This window comes from Corynebacterium sp. 335C (assembly GCF_053525695.1).
In genome coordinates this window covers 509,879-531,532 of sequence record NZ_JASTTB010000001.1, presented here as the reverse complement: position 1 = coordinate 531,532, position 21,654 = coordinate 509,879, and the positions used below count along the sequence as shown (strand labels likewise).

Genomic DNA, 21,654 nt, shown 5'->3' with positions numbered 1-21,654 from the left:
GGCCGTCACGGTGACCTGCGCTTTCGGGCGCGCGGTCGTCGCGGCGGCCCTCGCCGTGTCCGGGCCGCGTGGTCCCGGCCATCCAGCGCTGGTTCGGGGCCGGCGCCGGGCGGAGCCGGTGGCTGTTCCGTCGCCGGCTCGCGTCTGAGGTGTCCTCATCCGGCCGGGGATGCGAGCTGTCATGGGGGTTAACGCGCTTTAGCGGGCCCGACGCCACGGATCCGGCGGCAAAACCCCAGGACCATTCGTGCGTTGGGCCCGCTAAAGGGCATTAACCCCAGCGAAGGGCCGCCCCACCTACCCCGTGTACCCCGCGAGCACCAGCGTCAGCAGCGCGACGGCCCAGATGAGCGCCGCCAGGTTGAACGCCGCGCCGTCGAGGTACGGCTTGCCGGGGTAGGGGAGCTTCGGCAGCAGCAGGCACGGCACGAGCCACACCGGCCCGGTGAAGAACACCGCCCACCACGGCAGCGTCGTCTGCCCCAGGGCCACGGCGACGGCCCACAGGATCTGCCCGACGACCATCCCGCCGACGGCCGGCACCCACGGCCAGAACAGGATGCGCCGCGCGGCCACCGCCACGTCGCGCGCGGAGTCCACGGCCGCCCGGTCGACGCCGGCGTCCCCGCCCGTGTGCCGCCGCCACAGCCGGTGCGCGTGCTGCGACGTGGTGCCGAGGTAGTAGAACGCCGCGTGCGCGAGCGGCGCCAGCGAGATTCCGCAGGCCAGCAGCGCCAGGCCGGCGATGGCGAGCGCGCTCCCGTCGGCGACGACCCAGTGCACCCACATGCCGGCGAGCATCAGCGGAACGGTGAGCACGAGCGTCAGCGCGCCCCACTTCAGCCGCGTCTCGGAGGCGCCGAGCTGGTGCAGGTGCATGTCGCTGCCCATGTAGTCGACGAAGTCGCGCTCGGCGTCGGCGTCCGGTTCGGCGAACCCGACGACGAGGATGTCGCCGGCGGTCCACCAGACCGCGGCGACGAGGAACGCGACGGCGGACAGGGTGGCGAGCATGGTGTTCTCCTTCGTTGTCCCGCGCCCGGTGCGCGGTGGTCCGTGTCGTTGCTTTGCGACGGTCCCCGCCGCGGGCGCCCCGAACGCCGCGGCGCGTTCCGCGGCGCCCGCGGCGCCCGCGGTGCCGGCGCCGTCGGCGGCGGCTGCGGAGCCCGCGCCGCCCGCGGCCCGCCGTCCATCACTCCCGCCCGTGCCGCCAGCGGGGGACGACGAGCGGGGTGCCGGACTCGGGGTCGTCGACGACGACGGCGTCGAGGCCGAAGACGTCGCGGACGAGGTCGGCGGTGACGACGTCGCGGGGCGACCCGGCGGCGACGACGTCACCGTCGCGCATGGCGATGAGGTGGTCGGCGTACCGCGCGGCCTGCGCGAGGTCGTGGAGGACGGCGACGACGGTGAGGCCGCGGTCGCGGTTGAGGCGCCGGCAGAGTTCGAGCAGCTCGACCTGGTGGGAGACGTCGAGGTAGGTGGTCGGCTCGTCGAGCAGCAGGATCTCGGTCTCCTGGGCGAGGGCGACGGCCATCCACACGCGCTGGCGCTGGCCGCCGGACAGCTCGTCGACGAAGCGGCCGGACAGGTCGAGGGTGTTGGTGAGCTCCATGGCGGTGCGGATGGCCTCCTCGTCGTGCGGGGTGCGCGGGGAGAACAGCCGCTGGTGGGGGTGGCGGCCGCGGGCGACGAGGTCGATGACGCGGATGCCGTCGGGTGCGACGGGCTGCTGCGGCAGGAGCCCGATGGCGCGGGCCACGTCGCGGGTGGGCAGGGAGGAGATGGAGGATCCGTCGAGAAGCACCTTCCCGGCGGTGGGCTTCAGCAGCCGCACGAGGGCCTTGAGCACCGTGGACTTGCCGCAGGCGTTGGGGCCGACGATGACGGTGACGGCGCCGTCGGGGATGTCGAGGTCGATGTCCCGGCAGACGGCGCGGTCGCCGTAGCCGATGTCGGCGTGGTCGATGCGCAGGCGGGTCATGCCCTGCTCCTCTTCCCCTCCCGCAGCAGGAGCCACAGGAAGTACAGGCCGCCGATCGACACGGTGACGATGCCGACGGGCAGCGGGGTGGACGGGTGGATGCGCTGGGCGACGAGGTCGGAGACCGTCAGCAGGAACGCGCCGGTCGCGGCGGTCGCCCACACGCCGACGCCCGGCGTGCGGGTCAGACGCCGGGCGATGTGCGGCGCCGCCAGAGCGATGAAGGCGATGGGGCCGGCGGTGGCCGTCGCCAGCGCGGTGAGCGCGACGCCGACGACGACCGCCGACAGCTGCACGGCGCGCACCCGCAGGCCGAGGGCCGTCGCGGCGGGCACGCCGAGTTCGAGGACGCGCATGGCGCGGGCGAGGACGACGGCGGCGGCCAGCAGCGGCACCGCGGCGACGAGCACGGGCACGGTCTTGCCCCAGTTCGCGCCGGCGAGGGTGCCGGCGCCCCACAGGGACGCCATCATGGCGTCCTCGACGGTGGCGCGCAGCAGCATCCACGTGTTGACGGCGGCGAGGATGGCGCTGACGCCGATGCCGACGATGACCAGCTGCATGCCGGTGGCGTTGCGTCGGCCCGTCGACAGGGCGAGCACGAGCACCGCGGTGAGCAGTCCGCCGAGCAGGGAGCCGGCGATGGTGGCGCCGGTGCCCAGCCGCAGGTGGAGCATGACGACGAGCGCGCCGGTGTACGCGCCGGTCTGGAAGCCGATGACGTCGGGGGAGCCGAGCGGGTTCTCGGTGAGGTTCTGGAAGATGGCGCCGGAGACGGCCAGGCACGCGCCGAGGACGAGCGCCAGCGCGATGCGCGGCATCCGCCATTCGCCGACGACGAGGTTCGCGTACGGCGACGCGTCGCCCGCGAGCACCGCCAGGACGTCGGCGACGGGGATGGCCGCCGACCCCGTGACCAGGCCGGTGAACGCCAGCGCCACCGCCGCGGCGAGCAGCAGTGCGCCGACGATGAGCGCGCGCAGGTCCGGGGTCCCCAGGACGCGCCCGCGGAGGCGGAGCGTGACTACGCGGCGTCCGTGGTCGACGCCGTCGAGCGGGCGGCGGTCCGTCATTTCGCCCCCATCCGGAAGCGGCGGACGACCCAGATGAGCATCGGCGCGCCGACGAACGACGTGACGATGCCGACGGGCAGCTCGCCCGGCACGACGACGCGGCCGATGACGTCGGACACCGCGAGGATGAGCGGCGCCGCGACGACGGCGTAGGCCAGGATCCAGCCCTGGCTCGCCCCGGCGGCGGCGCGCGCCAGGTGGGCGGTCAGCAGCCCGATGAAGCCGATGGGCCCGGCGGCGGCGGTCGCGGCGCCGGCGAGCAGGGAGATGGCGACGAGGCAGACGACGCGGATGCGCGTCGGCCGGGCGCCGAGCGCGACGGCCGCGGCGTCGCCGAGCGCCAGCACGTCGAGCGAGCGGTAGCTGGCGAACGCCAGCAGGAGCCCGGCGGCGATGAACGGCAGGAGCACCAGCGTCGACTCGACGGGGACGGAGGCGCTGGTGCCGACGGTCCAGCTGCGCATCCGCCCGTAGAGCTCCGGGTCGGTCAGCAGCATGCCGGACGTGAGCCCCGACAGGACGGCGCCGAGGGCGACGCCGGCGAGCGTCAGCCGCACGGGGTCACCCTTCATCCGGCCGGTGCCGCCGACGGCGAAGACCGCCGCCGACGTCGCCAGCGCGCCGATGAACGCCGGGTAGAGGTAGGAGGTGATGTCGCGCATGCCCAGGAAGATCAGCGCGATGACGACGGCGAACCCGGCGCCGGCGTTGACGCCGAGGATGCCGGGGTCCGCCATCGGGTTGCGGGTGATGGTCTGCATCAGGGCGCCGGCGACGCCGAGAGCTGCGCCGGCGGCGAGGAGCAGCAGCGTCCGCGGCACCCGGGAGTGCTCGACGACGTCGATGACGTCGGCCGGGCCCTCCCCGGACAGCGCCGCCCACGTCTCCGCGGGGGAGAGGGGGCGGGCGCCGACGAGCATGCTCAGCGCGAGGGCGCCGGCCAGGCCGGCGGCCAGGGCCACGAGCACGCCGATGCGCGCGGACGTCGACGACATGGGCTAGGCGGCCTTCTTCGCCTGGGAGATCTTCTCCGCGGCGTCGCGCAGCCACTCGGCCTGGACGGAGTAGCTGTCGGCCATCTTGGAGCTCCACGGGTAGGCCTGGCCGGCCTTCACCGCCGGGTAGGACTTCCACAGCTCGACGCCCTCGAGGGCGTCGGTGTCGTAGCCCTCGTAGAAGATGATGTCGGCGTCCTGCTGGGACAGCTCCTCCCAGGAGACCTTGCCCCAGGGGTTGCCCTCCTTCGGCTTCTCCGGGCCGATGACGGTGGCGCCGGCCTCCTCGAACAGGTCGGCCATCGGGAAGTCCTTCGCCGTGTAGACGACGTCCTTCGTCGGGGAGGTGAAGAGGATCTTCAGGTCGGAGCCCTCGAGCGCCTTCTTCAGCTCGTCCTTGGCGGCGGCCCAGTCCTCCTCGGCCTTCTTCACCTCTTCGGAGTCGACGTCGCCGCCGAGGAATTCGGCGATCTGCTTGGTCTGCTCGAGGACGGAGTCGACGTCGTCGGTCTGCGGCAGCGGCATGAACGGGGCGACCTGGGTCAGCTGCTGGTTGACGTCCTCCTTGAACCAGCTCCAGCCGTCGGGGCCGCCGTGGCCGACGATGACGTCGGGCTTCAGCTCCGCGACCTTCTCCATGTCGATGTCGGCGTCCTGGCCCAGCACCGGCACGCCGTCGAGGCGGGCGTGGCCCTTGTCCAGCGGGCCCTCGGCCACGTAGCCGAAGACGCCGGCGGGGTCGAGGCCGTAGTCGGCGAGGCCGCCGGCGGCGTAGTAGTCCATGACGATGGTGTCGGGCTTGCCGTCGAGCGTGACGGTCAGGCCGTCGAAGCTGGGGTGCGCGAACTCGGTGGCGCCGGCGTCGCCGCCCTCCCCGCCGGCGGGCTTGGCCTCGTTGCCGGAGGAGGAGCAGCCCGTGAGGGCGAACGCCGAGGCCAGCGCGGCCGCGGCGAGCTTCTTCATGATGTGCATGGGGTCCTTCCCCCGGCCGCGCCGGGCGCGTCGCCGGTGGGGCGGGGCCGGGCGGACCGTCGTGCGGTGTGCGGTTGCCGTGCGCGGCCGGCGCCGTCGTCCGCCGTGGCGTGCGCTGCGCGCATCGGCCGCATGCGTCCGCCGTGTCCGGCTGCGGTGTGCGGGTGAGGGGTCGCCCCGGAGGGGGCAGCAGTACAGGACTCTAGTCATAACGTTCAGGAAAAAGACAGCCTTTCCTAATCATGGACAGATGCGCAGGCGCCGCCGCCCGCGTGTCCGGCGCATGGCCCGCGCCGGCCCCGTGCGCCGCCGCGGCGGGTCCCGTCGTCACGCACCGCGGAGCGGCCCCGCGCCCCGCCACCCCGCCGCGGCGCCGCGCGCTCCGTGGTACGGTGACGGCGTCCAAATAGTGAGAAGGAGATCCCACGTCATGAGCAAGCTCAAGATCGCCGTCATCCCGGGCGACGGCATCGGCACCGAGGTCACCGCCGAGGCGCTCAAGGTCCTGCGCGCCACCGTCGGCGACTTCGACGCGACGGAGTACGACCTCGGCGGCCGCCGCTACACCCGCAACGGCGAGCTGCTCACGGACGAGGATCTCGCGAGCCTGCGCGAGCACGACGCCATCCTCCTCGGCGCCATCGGCGACCCGGAGCGCGTCCCGCCGGGCGTCCTGGAGCGCGGCCTGCTGCTGAAGATGCGCTTCGCCCTCGATCACCACGTCAACCTGCGCCCGTCGAAGCTGTACCCGGGCGCGCAGTCGCCGCTGAAGGATCCGGGCGAGATCGACTTCGTCGTCGTCCGCGAGGGCACCGAGGGCGCCTACACCGGCAACGGCGGCGCGATCCGCGTGGGCACGCCGCAGGAGGTCGCCAACGAGACGTCGGTGAACACCCGCTTCGGCGCCGAGCGCGTCGTCCGCTACGCCTTCGAGCTCGCCATGACCCGCCGCAAGAAGCTGACGCTGGTGCACAAGACCAACGTGCTGGTCAACGCCGGCGGCATGTGGCAGCGCACCGTCGACGAGGTGGCGCGGGAGTACCCGGAGGTCGAGGTCGACTACAGCCACATCGACGCCGCGACCATCTACCTGGTCACCCAGCCGTCGCGCTTCGACGTCATCGTCACCGACAACCTCTTCGGCGACATCATCACCGACGAGGCGGGCGCGATCTCCGGCGGCATCGGCCTGGCCGCCTCCGGCAACATCGACGCCTCGGGCGCGAACCCGTCCATGTTCGAGCCGGTCCACGGCTCCGCGCCGGACATCGCCGGCCAGGGCGTCGCGGACCCGACGGCCGCCATCCTGTCCGCCGCGATGATGCTGCGCCACCTCGGCCGAGAGGACGACGCCGCGCGCATCGAGGCCGCCGTCGAGGCCGACCTCGCCGCCCGCGGCGACGCGCCGGTGCGCACGACGGAGGTCGGCGACCGGATCGCCGCCGCGCTCGCCGAGAAGTAGGCGCCCATGTAGCGCGTTTTGCGTGACGATGGCCCCCGCCCCGGGTTCCATGCCCGGGCCGGGGGCCGTCGTCGTTTTTGCGGACGGGGGTGGAGAAACCGTCGAAAAGCACCCCTGAGTCGGGTCTCTGAACGTGACTTGGTATCGCCTATCAGGGGGTTTGGCTGTACACTAATTATGAAACCTGTTCCGCATTCCTGACATCGGGAGGCACCAATGTCCGCGACCCCGCTCCTCGAACTCCGTGGGGTGACCATCGCGGTGGACGACCACGTCATCTGCCGCGACGTCGACCTGACCATCGGCGAGGGCGAATGCCACATCCTGCTCGGCCCCAACGGGTCCGGGAAGTCCACGCTGCTCAACGCGGTGATGGGCGTCGGTCCCTTCGAGGTCACGGAGGGCACCATCCTGCTGCGCGGCGAGGACGTCACCGCGGCGTCCGCCGCCGAGCGCGCCCGCGCCGGCATCGGCCTGGCGTTCCAGCACCCGCCGGCCATCGCGGGCGTCTCCGTCGGCCGCCTCGCGCAGGCCATCGGCGCCGGCGACCGCGTCGACGCCGCCTCCGATCACCTGGGCCTCGGCCACCTCGCCGACCGCGACGTCGGCGCCGGGTTCTCCGGCGGCGAGCAGAAGCGGTGGGAGGTCATGAAGCTCGAGCTCCAGGGCCCGTCCCTCTGCCTCTTCGACGAGCCGGAATCGGGCGTCGACCTGCAGCAGGTCGGCGTCGTCGGCGGCGCCGTCAACCGCCTGCTGTCGCAGCCCGACGGCTCCGGCGCGCCCCGCTCCGCCATCGTCATCACCCACACCGGATTCATCCTCGACCACGTCGACGCCACCGCCGCGCACCTCATGGTGGGCGGGCGGATCGTCCGCTCCGGCGACCCGCGCGAGATGTTCGAGGAGATCCGCCGCGACGGCTACCCCGCCGCGTGACCCCAGCCAGCTCACCACCGGAAAGGCCAGAACAATGAGCACCGAACTCGCCGCGACGCGGGGCCTGGGCCCCGCCACCGCCACGGCCGACCTCCTCACCTCGGTCGGCTGGTCGCCGGAGGAGAAGCGTTCCTCCACCACCGTCCTCGTGGACCACGGCTTCAACACCCTCGCCTCGCGGGACGACGACGTCGTCGTCATGCCGCTGGCGCAGGCGCTGGAGGAGATCCCGTGGGTCCAGGGGCTGATGTTCAGCCTCATCGACCCGGACGAGGACGAGGTCCTCCGCCGGGCGTTCGAATCCACCCGCGAACCCCTCGGCACCTTCAAGTGGGTCCGCGACGGCGCGCACGTCGAGATGCCGTCGCAGTCCTTCACCGTCATGACGGTGCCGCAGGAACGCCAGTTCGTCCACGACATCACCGTCATCGGCAAGGGCGCGGTCGTCGACTGCGTGTCCGGCTCCTCGGTGGCGCCGGCGCTGACCCACGGCACGCACGTGTCGGTGAACGAGACGTTCATCGGCGACGGCGCGCAGGTCCGCTCCGTCGACGTGGACCGCTGGGGCCCCGAGATGGAGGTCCACTGCTACGACCGCACGAAGATGGGGGAGAACGCCTCCTCGGCGTCCGTCTCCGTCGCCGTGTCCGGGCTGCGCCGCTGCGTGTCCGACTCCCGGACGATCGTCGGCGCGGGGTCGGCCTGCTCCTCGCACTCCATCGTCTTCGCCCCGGAGGGCACCGAGCGCGACATGACGTCGACGACGGTGCTGGCGGGCAAGGACGCCCAGGCCGAGGAGGTGTCGCGCATGGTCAGCGACGGCGGCGTCATCCGCAACCGCACGACGCTGCGCGGCGAGGTCCCGGACGTGCGGGGCTTCCTCGAGTGCGACGGCCTGATGCTCCGCGAGGGCGGCGCCATCGAGTCCGTGCCGGCGCTCGACGCGGCGACCGCCCGCGGCCAGCTGTCGCATGAGGCGTCGGTCGGCATGATCGACGACGAGAAGCTGGACTACCTGATGGCCCTCGGCCTCGACGAGGACGGCGCCCGCGACCTCATCGTCCAGGGCTTCCTCAACCTCGACGACGACCGCATCCCGGCCTCCGTGAGGGACCGCGTCCGCGGGTTCGTCACCGCGGCGCGCTCCGCGGAGAACATGTAGCGGGTGCCCGCGCCTCCCGCCCCGCCGCGCGGCTGCGGCGGGTGCGGGGGCCGCGGGTTTGCGTGACGACGGTCGGCGCCCCGGCCCGACGGCCGGGGCGCCGCCGCATGCGGTGGGCGCGCCGCGGCGTCAGTCCCCGGACGGGCCCTGCGCCGCCCGCGCGATCTCCGCGACGCGCCGGGCGACGAGGTCGCGCCGCTCCGCCTCATCGGCGGCGTCGCGGCACGCGGCCTCCAGGTCGGCGGTGGCCAGGCGCAGCCCGTCGACGGTGGCGATGACGTGGCCGCCGTCGACGGCGTCGGGGCGGACGTCGTCGGCCGGATGGCCCGCCGCCTGCAGCTCCGCGATGACCAGGTCGACGACCGCCGGGGCGGCCTGCTCGCGCGGCAGCCCGGCGAGCAGCACGTCGCGGGTGATCTCCAGGTGGCCGAGGTGCTGGGCGACCTCGTGGAGGACGTGGACGACGACGCCGCCGACGGTGCCCGCCCACCACCGCTCCCGGTCGGTCGGCGGGGACGCCGGCGCGGACGCCGGGTCGAGTTCCGCGATCTCGTCGAGCGCCGCGGCGATGACGGCGCGCTCGCCGGGGAAGAGGGCCGCGAGGTCGGCGACCGGGCCGGACCAGGAGAACTCGCCCTCCCGGTCCCGCACGTTCGGGTGCCCCAGGCAGACGTGGTCCAGCCAGTAGCGGGCCGAGCCCAGGACGTGGCGCAGCAGCACCGCGGGGGAGTTCATGGCCGGGGCGGCGGGCGTGGCGTTGGCGGTCCCGTCGTCAAGCTCCAGCACGATCCGCGCGAGGCGATCGAGCAGCTGCAGCGCGTGCGACGCGACGGGCCGCGACGGGTCGGGCGCGTAATCGGGGACGGACGCGGACGCCGGGGCGGGGCCGGGCGCGGACGCCGGCGCCGGGGCGGCGGAACCGGAGGAGCCGGCGGACGCCGGGGCGGCGGAGGCCGCGGAGCCGGGGGCGGAGGGATCGGGGGAGGAGGGTGCGGCGGGGGACATGGGCCCCACGGTAGCGGCGGTACGCTATCGGGGATGAACGCATCGCCGGACGCCCGCGGACGCCGCGGGGGAGAGGACCGCCGACATGACGGTCGAATTCGACGAGATCCGCGACTTCCTCGCGGAGACCGCGCCGTTCTCCTCTCTGCCCGAGGATGAGCTCGCCGCGCTGCCCGCGCGCCTGACGCAGCGCTACGTCCGCCGCGGCGACCAGCTGCTGTCGGCCGGCCGCGCCAACGACGACGTCTTCCTGGTCCGCCACGGACTCGTCGACGTCTTCGACGCCTCCGGCACCCTGCTGGACCGCCGCGACGTCGGCGACCACCTCGGCTACTCCACCCTCATGTCGGGCGAGCCGTCGCTGTACACGATGACGGCGGTGGAGGACTCGCTGGTGCTGGTCATCCACCGCGACGTGTTCGACGACCTCAACGCCCGGCACCGCGACGTCGCCCGCTACTACGGCGGCGAGAACGCCCGCATCCGCGCCGTAGCCTCCGAGATGCGGGCCTCCACCGCCGGCGACGCGCTGCGCACCCGCGTCGCCGACCTCATGACCCCCGACCCCGTCACCGCGCCCGCCACCGCCACCATCCGGGAGGCGGCGCAGGCGATGGCGGCGGCGAACGTCAGCGCCCTGCTGCTCGTCGACGGCTCCGGGGGACTGGCCGGCATCCTCACCGACCACGACCTGCGCACCCGCGTCATCGCCGCGGGCCGGTCCACCGACGACCCCGTCGCCGAGGTGATGACCCCGGAGCCGAACCACGTCGACCCGTCGACGCTGGCGATGGAGGCGATGCTGCTCATGGGCGAGCGCGGCCACCACCACCTGCCGGTCCTCGACGGCGGGCGGCTGGCGGGCATGATCGTCCTCGGCGACATCCTCAGCACCATGCAGACCGACCCCGTCTACGCCGCCGCCGGCCTGGCGCGGAAGACGACGGTCGAGGGCGTCGCGGAGATCGCCGCCAACGCCCGCCGCGCCGCCGCCGGCTTCATCGACCGGGGCATCGGCCCCGACGAGATCTCCCGGATGCTCACCTCCAACGCCGACGCCGTCGCCCGCCGCCTGCTGATGATGGCGGAGGAGGAGCTCGGCGAGCCGCCCGTGCCGTACTGCTTCGTCGTCCTCGGCTCCCAGGGCCGCCGCGAGATGGGCCTGGCCTCCGACCAGGACAACGCGCTCATCCTTCACCCGGGCTACGACGAGGCCGCCCACGGCGCCTACTTCGCGGAGCTCTCCGACCGGGTCTGCCGCGGCCTCGACGCCTGCGGCCAGCCGCTGTGCCCCGGTGACATGATGGCGTCCAACCCGCAGTGGCGGATGACGGTGGGGCAGTGGGAGGAGACCTTCCACGGCTGGATCACCGCCCCCGACGGCGACGCCCTGCTGCACGCCCAGACGTTCTTCGACATCCGCGGCATCCACGGCGACATGCGCCTGGTGGAGCAGCTCCGCGCGAGCTACGTGCCCATCGCCGCCGGCAGCACCCGCCTGCACGGCCACCTGGCGAAGCTGGCGACGTTCCGCGAGCCGCCGCTGGGCTTCTTCCGGGGCCTGGTGCTGGAGAAGGGCGGCAGCCACGCCAACACCGTCGACGTGAAGAAGGGCGGCACCGCCGCGATCGTGCAGATGGCGCGGCTGTTCGCCGTCGCCGGCGGCCTGCCGCAGATCGGCACCCGCGAGCGCCTCACCGCCGGCGCCGGCGCCGGCACGGTGTCGAAGCGTGGCGCGGGCGACCTCCGCGACGCCTTCGAGTTCCTCTCCGCCGTCGTGCTGCGCCACCAGGCGGAGCAGCTGAAGAAGGGGGAGGAGCCGGACAACCACGTCGATCCGAAGGCCCTGCCGAAGGCGGACCGGGAGCACCTGCGCGACGCGTTCGGCGTCATCCGCGGCCTGCAGCAGGCGCTGGCGTCGAAGTACCCGATCCACCAGATGTCCTGACGGGGAGGTGACGCGGACGATGGCGCCATTCGCGGGCGTGCGCCGGGCCCTCAACCGGCGCCGGGCCGAGGGGCCGCTGGCGGAGCTCTACGCCACCCCGGTGGAGCGCAACCGCTGGCTCGCCGTCGACGTCGAGACGACGGGGCTGGACCCGGCGACGGACCGGCTGCTGTCCATCGGCTGGGTGCCGGTCGACGGCTCCGACATCCTGCTCGGCGGCGCCGGCCACGTCATCCTGCGCGACGACGACGGGGCCGCCTCGGTCGGCGACTCCGCCGCCCTGCACGGCATCACCGACGACGCGGCCGCGGCCGGCGAGGAGCCCCGCGAGGCCCTGGCCCGCCTGCTGACGGCCCTGCGGGGCCGCCGCCTGCTGGCCCACCACGCGGCGCTGGAGACGGGCTTCCTCGACGTCGCGTGCCGCCGCTGGTTCGGCGCCGGCTTCGACGTCCCCGTCGCCGACACCATGGCCCGCGAGTACCACCGCATCGGCATGGAGGGCCGCGACCCGGTGCGCGACGAGCTGCGCCTGTGGACGGTCCGCGCCCGCTACGGCCTGCCGCGCACCCGCGCCCACCACGCGCTGAACGATGCGCTGGCCTGCGCGGAGCTGTGGCTCGCCCAGGACTCGCGGCGCATCCCGCGCTCCTACGGCTGAGCCGGCGGGGCGGCGCGCGCCGCGCCGCCGGGCGGTCCAGCGGGCCGCGGCGGTCGCCGTCGTCACGCGGAACCGGGCCACGTGCACGACGGTGGCCCCCGTCACGGCGGCGGGGTTACGCGCGTGTAGGGTGTCCTCCATGCGTATTGCCAGGATCGCCCACCCGGAGGGCATGTGCTTCGCGCTCGTCGAGGGCGAAGGCGACGATGTTCAGCTGCACGAGATCGAGGGCCACCCCTTCGGCGACGTCATGAAGACGGGCCGGAGCTGGCCGCTGGCGGAGGTCCGCCTGCTGGCCCCTATGCTGCCGTCGAAGGTCGTGGCCATCGGCCGCAACTACGCCGACCACGTCAAGGAGGTCTTCAAGACCTCCGGCGAGCACCTGCCGCCGACGCTGTTCCTCAAGCCGCCGACGGCCGTCATCGGCCCGGAGGCCCCGATCCGCATCCCGGACTTCGCGACGAACGTGGAGTTCGAGGGCGAGCTGGCGCTCATCATCGGCAAGCCGTGCAAGAACGTGAAGGCCGCCGACGCCGACGACGTCATCTTCGGCTACACCTGCGTCAACGACGTCTCCTCGCGCGACATGCAGTTCGCGGACGGCCAGTGGGCGCGCGCGAAGGGCATCGACACGTTCTGCCCGCTGGGCCCGTGGATCCAGACGGAGCTGGACTACGAGAACCTGCCGATCAAGGCGCACCTGACCCGCGACGGCGAGCGCGTCACCAAGCAGGACTCCAACTCCGAGCAGATGATCATGTCCGTGCCGGAGATGATCGAGTTCATCACCGCGTCCATGACGCTCCTGCCGGGCGACGTCGTCTGCACCGGCTCCCCGGTCGGCACCGCGGCGATGAAGCACGGCGACCGCATCGAGATCGAGATCCCGGGCGTCGGCGTCCTCGCCAACCCCGTGGAGGAGATCTAGGGTGTCCCCCGGGGCCCGCGGGCCCCGTCCCCGCCGGCGCGCGGCAGGTCGCGGAACCTGCCGCGCGCCGGCGTTTCCGCGTGTTCGGGGTGGTGCGTGACGACGGTCACTGCGCCGCGGGGTCACCGTCGTCACGCTGCGTGCGGTGGACGGTGCGTCGCGTTGCGACGGCGACCGCGCGGCGGCGCGGGCCGTCGTCACGCCGCTCGGGCGGCGCGGCGGGTCAGAGGCCCAGGGCGCGCAGCACCGTGCGGAGCTTCGCGGTGGTCTCCGCGACCTCCTCCGCCGGGTCGGAGTCGGCGACGATGCCGCCGCCGCCCCACGTGCGCACCCGGTCGCCCTCCTCGGCGACCTCGGCGCAGCGGATGGCGACGACGAACTCGCCGTCGCCGGAGGAGTCGCACCAGCCGACCGCGCCGGCGTAGAAGCCGCGGTCGGACTCGACGGCCTTGATGACGCCCATCGCCGATTCCGTCGGCGTGCCGCAGATGGCCGGCGTCGGGTGCACGATGAGCGCCAGGTCGAGGGCGGAGATGACCGGGTCGCGCAGCTCGCCGCGGATCGGGGTGCCCAGGTGGTGCATCTCGGAGGTGGACAGCAGCACCGGCTCCTCCGGCACGTCCAGCCAGGAGCACAGGGGGTCGAGGTTGTCCGCGATGTCGTCGACGACGAACGCATGCTCCTCGTTGTTCTTCCTGCTGGCGCGGAGCTTCGCGGCCGCCGCCTCGTCCTCCGCGCGGTCGCGGGAGCGCGGGGCGGAGCCCGCCAGCGGGAACGCCTCGACCTGCAGGCCGCGGCGGCGCACCAGCATCTCCGGCGACGAGCCGATGAGCAGCTTGCCGTCGAAACGGCCGCCGGCCGGCGACAGGTCCGCGACGAAGCCGTCCCGGTTGGGGGAGCCGTCCAGCAGCTTCGCCGCCAGCAGCAGCGGATCCATCGGCGGGTCGACCTCGATGTCGAGGGCGCGGGCCAGGACGATCTTCTCCAGGCCCGAGTGCGCGATGGTGCGGGTGGCGGCGGCGACGCGCTCGTGGTGCTCCTCCGGCGCCGGGTCCTCGCCCACGATGCGGGCGGAGATGTCCGGGCACTCCCAGCGGTAGTGGGCCGGCGGCTCCAGCGGCTGCTCCGAGCGGATGATCCGCTCCGGCGCCGTCAGCGCGGCCGGGTGGTCCGGGTTGAAGGGGATGGCGCCGACGAGCATCTCCTGCGCCCCGCGGCGCAGGCGCTCGGCCGCCAGCCACGGGTCGTCGTACGTGGCGACGGAACCCTGCGTGCGCACCGAACCGTGCGCGCGGGAGAGCAGGAAGTCCGGGGCGGTCATCGGCCGGTTGTTGAACCGGCGGCCGCGCCCGGCGGGGGACGGGGAGCCCGACGTCATCCGCGTGCACCGCCTTCCCCCGGGCGCCGCCGGAACTCGCCTCCGGCAGCGTCGCGCCCGTGCACCGGATTTTAGCGGGTGACCGGGCGGCGCCCCCAATCGACTGCTGAGGCAACCCTTTGCCGGGCAGGTCCGGCGGGGTACGCGGTGCAGCACCGGGGTGGGCGGGGTGGTGTGCGTCGGGTGCCCGGGGTGGCCGGGCGCCGCCCGGCCGGGGCTCAGCCGCGGCCGACGAACGGCATGCCCGCCGCGGTGACGGTCATGCGGTCGACGACGGCGCCGTCGGGCAGCGAGGCCATGTACGCGATGGCGCGGCCGGCCTCCGCCGCGGGGAACGACGGCTCGACCTTCCGGGAGCCGTCGGCCTGCAGCGCGCCGGTGGTGGCGCCGAAGCCGCCGAGCAGCGCCGTGGCGGCGTTGCCGAAGTCCACCTGCCCGCAGGTGATGCCGTGGGCGCGGCCGTCGAGGGAGATGACGTCCGTCAGGCCGTTGAGCGCCGCCTTCGATGCCGCGTACGGCGCCGACTGCGGGCGCGGCACCTGCGCGGCGATGGAGCCGTTGACCAGGATGCGGCCGCCGGACGGCGCCTGGTCGCGCATGCGGCGGAAGGCGGCGCGGGCGGTGAGGAACGCGCCGACGAGGTTGACCTCCACCGTCGCGCGGAAGTCGTCGGCGGCGATGTCGCCGAACTCGCCGGTGACGCCGGAGGAGCCGGCGTTGACGACGGCGAGGCCCAGCCGCCCGCCCTCGTCCGCGGCCCACGCGGCGGCGTCGTCGAACAGCGCCTCCACCTGCTCCTCGTCGGTGACGTCGGCGACGCGGGCGCGGATGCCCGGCCGGTCGCACGTCTCCTCCAGCGGCTCCGCGGTGCGGCCGGCGACGAGGACCAGCCAGCCGTCGTCCGCCAGCGCCTGGGCGGCCTCCCGGCCGATGCCGGCGCCGCCGCCGGTGACGACGGCGACGCGGGGGCCTCCGGCGTCGCCCGTCCTGCGGGCCGCGCCGCCGGAGGGGGCGTTCGTGGAGGTGCCGTCGGTGCCGTCCGTGCCGTTCGTCGCGTCGTTCATGGCGGCGATTGTCGCAGACGGGCCGCGGCGGCGGGGCCGGTTCGGCTGTGGCGGCGGGGCCGGTTCGCCTGCGGCGGCGGGGCCGGTTCGGCCGTGGCGTGCGCCCCGCCCGTCTAGGCTCGGCGGGCATGAACGCAGCGCAGGCGCCGGACGCGGCGCGGACCCCGTACGCCGACGTCGCCAACTGCTCCACGCTCCTGCCCGGGCTGGCCCCGGCGGAGGCCGCGCGGGCGGCGAAGGCCGCGGGCTGGGACCTCGTGGAGTTCTGGTGGCCCTTCGCCGTGCCGGACCCCTCCGACGACGAGCTGCGCCGCTTCGCCGACGGGCTGGGGGAGGCCGGCGTCCGCCTCGTCGCCGTGAACCTGTGGGGCGGCGACATGGCCGCCGGCGACCGCGGCGTGCTGCACCGGGCGGACCTGCCTGCCGGGCACCTCGACGCCGTGCTGCGCCTGCACGAGCTCACCGGCGTCGCCCGGGGCAACCTGCTGCCCGGCGCCGGCGGGCCGGACGTGCTGGACGTCCAGCGCCGCCGCCTCGCGGGCGTCGCCCGCGCCCTGGACGGCGCGTTCACGCCGATGCTGGAACCGCTGTCCGGCAACGCGGAGCTGCCGGTGCGCGACCCGTGGCTCGCCGCGGACCTCGCGGGGGAGACCGGCTGCGGCGTGCTGCTCGACTTCTTCCACCTGGCGGAGCTCGGCGCCGACGTCGACCGCTGGCTCGCCGACGCGTCCGCCGGGCGCGTGCCGCTGCCGGAGCACGTCCAGGTCGCCGATTCCCCGGGCCGCGGCGCCCCGGGCACGGGAACGGCCCTGCTCGCCCGCTGGGTCGCGGAGCTGAACGGGGCCGGGTACGGCGGGCACGTCGCCGCCGAGTGGAACGGCTAGGCCGGGAGACGGCCCGCCGCGCAAACGGCTAGTCGCCGGGGGCCGGAGCGGCGGCGGGGGCGGCGGCCGGCGCCGGCTCGGGGGCGAAGATGCCGCCCTTGACGATCGCCGCGACGGTCTTCGCCCACAGCCACGCGATGACGATGGACGCGAAGGCGAGGATGATCACGCCGAGCGTCGGCTCGAAGAACAGGGTCGCCGACGCGTAGGCGGCCAGGGGGAATGACATCGCCCAGTGCGGGATGCCGAAGGGGGCGGCGGAGATCTCGGGCAGCGTCGTCAGGCACAGCAGCAGGAACGCGCCGGCGGCGCAGAACAGGCCCCAGGCCAGGAGGCCGTCGCCGGACGGAGGGACGCCGAACATCTGCGCGGCGGACATGGAGCCGACGGCCGGGGGAGCGACCAGCACCAGGGCCGTCGGCGCCATCGGGGCGGGCAGCCGGTGGTCGTGGAGGAACAGGCGGAACAGCACGATGGGCAGCAGGCCCAGCCACAGCACCAGGCCGGTGGAGAAGCTGAACATCGAGAACGACGTGTGGCCCAGCGGCACGCCCGCGATGGGGGTGACGATGTTGCCGACCACCGGGATGAACCACGCCGGGGTGACGTGCTTCAGGACGATGTCGGGACGCATCCAGATGCGCAGCGTCACCAGCATGAGGACGAGGTGGCCGACGGCGCCGATCCACCACATCGCCTGCGTCACCGGCACCGGCAGGACGGGCAGGCCGGCGCCGGCGAGCAGCAGCAGGCTGATCGTCGTCGACGACAGGAACGTGGCCTTGACCGGGTGCACGGCGTCGGCGCGGAAGGAGCCGCGGGCGGTGGCCGCGCGGAACGCGTAGGCGGCCAGCAGCCCGACGTAGGCGACGGCGGCGCCGACGAAGAGGATGGTCGCGATGACGCCCGGCACGCCGAGCGTCAGCTCCGCGCGCCGCCACGCCGTCGACAGGCCGGCGGTGCCCATCACCACGGCGAACAGCGGCAGCGGGGTCGCCCGCAGCCGGTCCGCGAGGGAGTGCTTTGCGACGGGACCCGCCGCGGCGGGGGAGTCGGCGCCCGGGGCGCCCGCGGCCTCCGGCGCGGCGTCGCCGGGGCGGGGATCGTTCTGCTCGTTCACGGACCCGGACGCTACCACCGCGGATGCCCCCACCGGCATCCCCCGGGGAGGGCCGGCGCCACCCCCGGGCGGCGGGCGGGGAGCCGGGGCGGTGGGCGTCGTCACGCGAACCCCGGGACACGCGCGCACCCGCGCGCGGACGCGGCCGCCGGGCCCCGCGCGACCGGCGGCCGACCGGCACGGCGGCGACGTCGCCCCGCCCGCTACGATTCGGGGCATGTCTTCTGATGTTCGCGTCCGCTTCTGCCCGTCGCCGACCGGCACGCCCCACGTGGGCCTGGTCCGCACCGCCCTGTTCAACTGGGCCTACGCCCGCCACACCGGCGGCACCTTCGTCTTCCGCATCGAGGACACCGATGCGGCGCGCGACTCGGAGGAGTCGTACCAGGCGATCATCGAAGCCCTGACCTGGCTCGGCCTGGACTGGGACGAGGGCATCGACGTCGGCGGCCCGCACGGCCCGTACCGCCAGTCCCAGCGCAAGGACATCTACCGCGACGTCCTGGCGAAGCTGCTGGAGTCCGGCGAGGCGTACGAGGACTTCTCCACGAAGGAGGAGGTCGAGGAGCGCCGCCGCGCCCGCGGCGAGAACCCGCAGCTCGGCTACGACAACTACGACCGCGACCTCACCGAGGAGCAGAAGGAGGCGTTCCGCGCCGAGGGCCGCAAGCCCGTCATCCGCCTGCGCATGCCGGACGAGGACATCGCGTTCGACGACCTGGTCCGCGGCCGCGTCGAGTTCAAGGCCGGCTCCGTGCCGGATTTCGTCATCGCCCGCTCCAACGGCGAGCCGCTGTACACCCTGGTCAACCCGCTGGACGACGCGCTGATGGAGATCACCCACGTCCTGCGCGGCGAGGACCTCCTGTCCTCCACCCCGCGCCAGATCGCGCTGTACGGCGCGCTGGAGCGCATCGGCATCGGCCACGGCGCCCCGCGCTTCGGCCACCTCCCGTTCGTCATGGGCGAGGGCAACCGCAAGCTGTCCAAGCGCGACCCCGAGTCCGACCTGTTCATCCACCGCGACAACGGCTTCCTGCCGGAGGGCCTGCTCAACTACCTCGCCCTGCTCGGCTGGTCCATCAGCGCCGACAACGAGGTGTTCACGATGGATGAGATGGTCGCCGCGTTCGACGTCGCCGACGTCAACGCCAACCCGGCCCGCTTCGACCAGAAGAAGGCCGACGCCATCAACGCCGAGCACATCCGCCTGCTCGAGCCGGAGGACTTCGCCACCCGCCTGCGCGTCTACCTCGCCGACCGCCACGACGAGCTGCCCGCCGACTACCCGGCGAAGGACTGGGCGTTCCTCGCCTCCCTGGTGCAGACCCGCGTGAAGACCCTCGGCGAGGCGTGGGACCTGGTGTCCTTCCTCTTCGTCGACGACGCCGATTTCTCCATCGACGAGCGCGCCGGCCGCAAGAACCTCAAGGAGGCCGCGGCGCCGGTGCTCGACGCCACCATCGCCGCGCTCGAGGCGCTGCCGGAGGAGGAGTTCCGCACGGAGAAGATCGAGGAGGCCCTCCAGGCTGCCCTCATCGACGGCCTGGAGCTCAAGCCCCGCAAGGCCTACACCCCGGTGCGCGTCGCCGTCTCCGGGCAGCAGGTCTCCCCGCCGTTGTTCGAGTCCATCGAGCTGCTCGGCCGCGAGCGCACGCTCGCGCGCCTGCGCGCCGCCCGCGAGGTCACCCCGTGGCCGGCGGAGGCGCAGCAGTAGCGCGGACTCCGCGTCCCCGCGGCGCCCGCGCGTGACGACGAACCCCGCCCGCGGCCGGACCGCCGGCCGCGGGCGGGGTTTCGCTGTGCCCCGGCGGTGGGCGCCACGGGGCCAAGTGCCGCCACAGCGTCTTGCATGGCTGTCATTTTCCGGCGCTGACCAGGGGATTTGTGTCGTATCCGGGATTCTGCCTATAGTAATCCCCGTTGCAGCGGCGACCGGAACTCCACCGGGAACCAACGCACGGTGGCCTATGGTGTAATTGGCAACACAGCTGATTCTGGTTCAGCCATTCTAGGTTCGAGTCCTGGTAGGCCAGCTGACTTCCTCGGAAGTCTGCGCCCCGTTCGTCTAGCGGCCCAGGACACCGCCCTCTCACGGCGGCGGCACGGGTTCAAATCCCGTACGGGGTACAACGAGGCGAGGCCCTCCCACTTCGGTGGGAGGGCCTTCGTCGTGTCCGGGGCGGGGAGCCGGGGCGGGAGGCGTCGTCACGCGGGACCCGGGCGGGCGCCGGAGTCGGCCCGGGGGCGGGGGCCGGGGCGGGAGGCGTCGTCACGCACCACCCCGACCCGCGCCCGCGGCGACCGGTCCCGCCGGGCGCACCCCGCCTAGAACAGGCCCGTGATCCGGCCGTCGGGGGCGACGGCGATGCCCTCGGCGGCGGGCTTCTTCGGCAGGCCCGGCATCGTCATCACCGAGCCCGTCAGCGCCACGACGAAACCGGCGCCGAGGCGCGGCAGCAGCTCCCGGACGTGCAGCACGTGCCCGGAGGCGGCGCCCAGGAGGGACGGGTCGTCGGAGAAGCTGTACGGCGTCTTCGACACGCACACCGGCAGCCGGTCCCAGCCGTGGCGGTGCAGCAGCGCCAGATCCTTGCGCGCCTGCGGGGAGTACTCGACGGACGCGGCGCCGTAGATGCGCTCGGCAAGCGTCGCAATGATCGCCTCCACGCCCTCGGCCGGGTCGTACAGCGGGTGCGAGGCGGAATCGGCGCGGTCCATGACGGCCAGCAGCGTCTCCGCCAGGTCCGCCGCGCCGGCGCCGCCCCGGGCCCATACGTCGGCCTCCGCGTACGCCACGCCCGCGTCCGCCGCCCAGCCGCGCAGCCAGTCCCTCTCCGCCCGGGTGTCGGAGGAGAACAGGTTGAGCGCCACCACCGGCTCCACCCCGAAGGAGCGGATGATGCCGACGTGGCGCTCCAGGTTCGCGACGCCCCGGCGCATCGCCGCGACGTCCTCCTCGCCCAGGCTGTCGCGGTCGGCGCCGCCGTTGTGCTTCAGCGACCGGATGGTGGCCACCAGCACGCAGCCGGCGACGTCGAGGCCGCCGGCGCGGGCCTTGATGTCGAAGAACTTCTCCGCCCCGAGGTCGGCGCCGAAGCCGGCCTCCGTGAGGACGACGTCGGCGAAGCGCGACGCCGTCTGCGTCGCCGCCAGGGTGTTGCAGCCGTGGGCGATGTTCGCGAACGGGCCGCCGTGGACGAACGCCGGGGCGCCGCCGAGGGTCTGCACCAGGTTCGGGTTCACCGCGTCGCGCATCAGCGCCGTCACCGCGCCGGTCGCGCCGATGTCGCCGGCGGTCACGGGCTTCCCGTCGAAGGTGAAGCCCGCGAGGATGCGGGAGACCCGCTCGGTGAAGTCGTCCATCGACGTCGTCAGACCCAGCACCGCCATGAGCTCGCTGGCCGCGGTGATGGTGAAGCCCGTCTCCCGCGGCACGCCCGACGTCGGCCCGCCGAGGCCCGTCACCACGTGGCGCAGCGACCGGTCGTTGACGTCGACGCACCGCTGCCACGTGATGGTCCGCGGGTCGATGCCCAGCCGGTTGCCCTGGTGGACGTGGTTGTCCACCAGCGCCGCCAGCGTGTTCGTCGCCGCCGCGATGGCGTGGAAGTCGCCGGTGAAGTGCAGGTTGATGTCCTCCATCGGCACGATCTGCGAGTAGCCGCCGCCGCACGCGCCGCCCTTCAGGCCCATCACCGGGCCCTGCGACGGCTCGCGGATGGCGGTGATGGCCCGCAGCCCGGCGTCGGCGAGGGCGTCCGTCAGGCCGATGAGGACCGTCGACTTGCCCTCGCCCGCCGGCGTCGGCGACATCGCGGAGACGAGGACCAGCTTCGCGCGCTGGGCGGCGGGGGTGCCGTCGCCCTCGTCGCCCGCATCGCCCGCGGTGCCGTCCCCGGTTCCGCCGTCCGGCAGGTTCGCGGCGCCCAGGCGGGCCAGGTCGATCTTCGCCTTCGTCGCGCCGTAGGGGATGAGGGCGTCGGCGGGGATCCCCGCCTCCTCCGCGATCTCGGCGATGGGCCGGGCCCGGTGCGCCTGCGCGATCTCGACGTCGGACGGGACGGTGCGGTTCATGTCGCTCA

18 protein-coding genes and 2 tRNA genes are annotated in these 21,654 nt (G+C 74.0%); 10 read left to right on the top strand and 10 right to left on the bottom strand.

The genetic code is table 11. The annotated features are described in order from the left end of the window. Nucleotides 1-297 precede the first annotated feature (297 nt). From QQS41_RS02325 to QQS41_RS02305, 5 genes are all read right to left on the bottom strand, one after another. A complete protein-coding gene (locus tag QQS41_RS02325) occupies nt 298-1,014 on the bottom strand; it encodes a hypothetical protein (RefSeq protein WP_448851080.1) in 717 nt (238 codons plus the stop codon). Nucleotides 1,015-1,192: 178 nt separating this feature from the next. Beyond that, complete coding sequence (locus QQS41_RS02320; protein WP_448851079.1) at nt 1,193-1,984, bottom strand: ABC transporter ATP-binding protein; 792 nt, start codon at nt 1,982-1,984, stop codon at nt 1,193-1,195. Further along, nucleotides 1,981-3,057 carry a FecCD family ABC transporter permease gene (locus QQS41_RS02315; RefSeq protein ID WP_448851078.1) on the bottom strand — a complete coding sequence of 359 codons (1,077 nt, stop codon included), beginning with the start codon at nt 3,055-3,057 and terminating at the stop codon, nt 1,981-1,983. Before QQS41_RS02315 ends, QQS41_RS02320 begins: the two co-directional genes overlap by 4 nt. After that, nucleotides 3,054-4,052, bottom strand: coding sequence for an iron chelate uptake ABC transporter family permease subunit (locus QQS41_RS02310; protein ID WP_448851077.1), 999 nt, complete (start codon nt 4,050-4,052; stop codon nt 3,054-3,056). Before QQS41_RS02310 ends, QQS41_RS02315 begins: the two co-directional genes overlap by 4 nt. Nucleotides 4,053-4,055: 3 nt before the next feature. Then, nucleotides 4,056-5,024, bottom strand: coding sequence for an ABC transporter substrate-binding protein (locus tag QQS41_RS02305; RefSeq protein WP_448851076.1), 969 nt, complete (start codon nt 5,022-5,024; stop codon nt 4,056-4,058). 430 nt (nt 5,025-5,454) lie between these two features. Here QQS41_RS02305 and QQS41_RS02300 point away from each other — a divergent pair, with 430 nt between their 5' ends. From QQS41_RS02300 to QQS41_RS02290, 3 genes are all read left to right on the top strand, one after another. Then, a complete protein-coding gene (locus tag QQS41_RS02300) occupies nt 5,455-6,486 on the top strand; it encodes a 3-isopropylmalate dehydrogenase (RefSeq protein WP_448851075.1) in 1,032 nt (343 codons plus the stop codon). 216 nt (nt 6,487-6,702) lie between these two features. Next, the gene (locus QQS41_RS02295) at nt 6,703-7,422 is read left to right on the top strand and encodes an ATP-binding cassette domain-containing protein (RefSeq protein ID WP_448851074.1); all 720 of its coding nucleotides are present in this window, start codon (nt 6,703-6,705) and stop codon (nt 7,420-7,422) included. Nucleotides 7,423-7,456: 34 nt separating this feature from the next. Beyond that, nucleotides 7,457-8,584: a SufD family Fe-S cluster assembly protein gene (locus QQS41_RS02290; protein ID WP_448851073.1), complete on the top strand. Its 1,128-nt coding sequence runs from the start codon at nt 7,457-7,459 to the stop codon at nt 8,582-8,584. 129 nt (nt 8,585-8,713) lie between these two features. On the opposite strand, the gene QQS41_RS02285 is transcribed toward QQS41_RS02290, so the two are convergent. Next, complete coding sequence (locus QQS41_RS02285; RefSeq protein WP_448851072.1) at nt 8,714-9,589, bottom strand: mycothiol transferase; 876 nt, start codon at nt 9,587-9,589, stop codon at nt 8,714-8,716. An 85-nt stretch (nt 9,590-9,674) separates the two neighbouring features. On the opposite strand from QQS41_RS02285, the gene QQS41_RS02280 reads away from it, so the two are divergent. From QQS41_RS02280 to QQS41_RS02270, 3 genes are all read left to right on the top strand, one after another. Continuing rightward, complete coding sequence (locus QQS41_RS02280) at nt 9,675-11,537, top strand: DUF294 nucleotidyltransferase-like domain-containing protein (RefSeq protein WP_448851071.1); 1,863 nt, start codon at nt 9,675-9,677, stop codon at nt 11,535-11,537. A gap of 19 nt (nt 11,538-11,556) precedes the next feature. Continuing rightward, nucleotides 11,557-12,195: a 3'-5' exonuclease gene (locus tag QQS41_RS02275; RefSeq protein ID WP_448851070.1), complete on the top strand. Its 639-nt coding sequence runs from the start codon at nt 11,557-11,559 to the stop codon at nt 12,193-12,195. 139 nt (nt 12,196-12,334) lie between these two features. Then, nucleotides 12,335-13,123, top strand: a complete 789-nt coding sequence (locus QQS41_RS02270; protein ID WP_448851069.1) for a fumarylacetoacetate hydrolase family protein — start codon at nt 12,335-12,337, stop codon at nt 13,121-13,123. Between the two features lie 223 nt (nt 13,124-13,346). Here the strand turns inward: QQS41_RS02270 and QQS41_RS02265 are convergent, their stop codons facing one another. Both QQS41_RS02265 and QQS41_RS02260 read right to left on the bottom strand, forming a co-directional pair. Then, nucleotides 13,347-14,501, bottom strand: a complete 1,155-nt coding sequence (locus QQS41_RS02265) for an isochorismate synthase (RefSeq protein ID WP_448851068.1) — start codon at nt 14,499-14,501, stop codon at nt 13,347-13,349. A gap of 218 nt (nt 14,502-14,719) precedes the next feature. Continuing rightward, complete coding sequence (locus QQS41_RS02260; RefSeq protein ID WP_448851067.1) at nt 14,720-15,565, bottom strand: SDR family oxidoreductase; 846 nt, start codon at nt 15,563-15,565, stop codon at nt 14,720-14,722. 128 nt (nt 15,566-15,693) lie between these two features. On the opposite strand from QQS41_RS02260, the gene QQS41_RS02255 reads away from it, so the two are divergent. Continuing rightward, nucleotides 15,694-16,449: a TIM barrel protein gene (locus QQS41_RS02255; protein WP_448851066.1), complete on the top strand. Its 756-nt coding sequence runs from the start codon at nt 15,694-15,696 to the stop codon at nt 16,447-16,449. A gap of 28 nt (nt 16,450-16,477) precedes the next feature. Here the strand turns inward: QQS41_RS02255 and QQS41_RS02250 are convergent, their stop codons facing one another. Further along, a complete protein-coding gene (locus tag QQS41_RS02250) occupies nt 16,478-17,569 on the bottom strand; it encodes an SLAC1 family transporter (protein ID WP_448851065.1) in 1,092 nt (363 codons plus the stop codon). A 217-nt stretch (nt 17,570-17,786) separates the two neighbouring features. Here QQS41_RS02250 and gltX point away from each other — a divergent pair, with 217 nt between their 5' ends. The 3 genes from gltX (at nt 17,787) to QQS41_RS02235 (ending at nt 19,699) form a co-directional block, all read left to right on the top strand. Continuing rightward, nucleotides 17,787-19,286: a glutamate--tRNA ligase gene (gene gltX / locus QQS41_RS02245; protein WP_448851064.1), complete on the top strand. Its 1,500-nt coding sequence runs from the start codon at nt 17,787-17,789 to the stop codon at nt 19,284-19,286. Nucleotides 19,287-19,533: 247 nt separating this feature from the next. After that, nucleotides 19,534-19,605 (top strand) — tRNA-Gln (locus QQS41_RS02240). Nucleotides 19,606-19,626: 21 nt separating this feature from the next. Next, nucleotides 19,627-19,699 (top strand) — tRNA-Glu (locus tag QQS41_RS02235). Between the two features lie 198 nt (nt 19,700-19,897). Here QQS41_RS02235 and QQS41_RS02230 read toward each other — a convergent pair. After that, nucleotides 19,898-21,646, bottom strand: coding sequence for a formate--tetrahydrofolate ligase (locus QQS41_RS02230; protein ID WP_448851945.1), 1,749 nt, complete (start codon nt 21,644-21,646; stop codon nt 19,898-19,900). Nucleotides 21,647-21,654 lie beyond the last annotated feature (8 nt).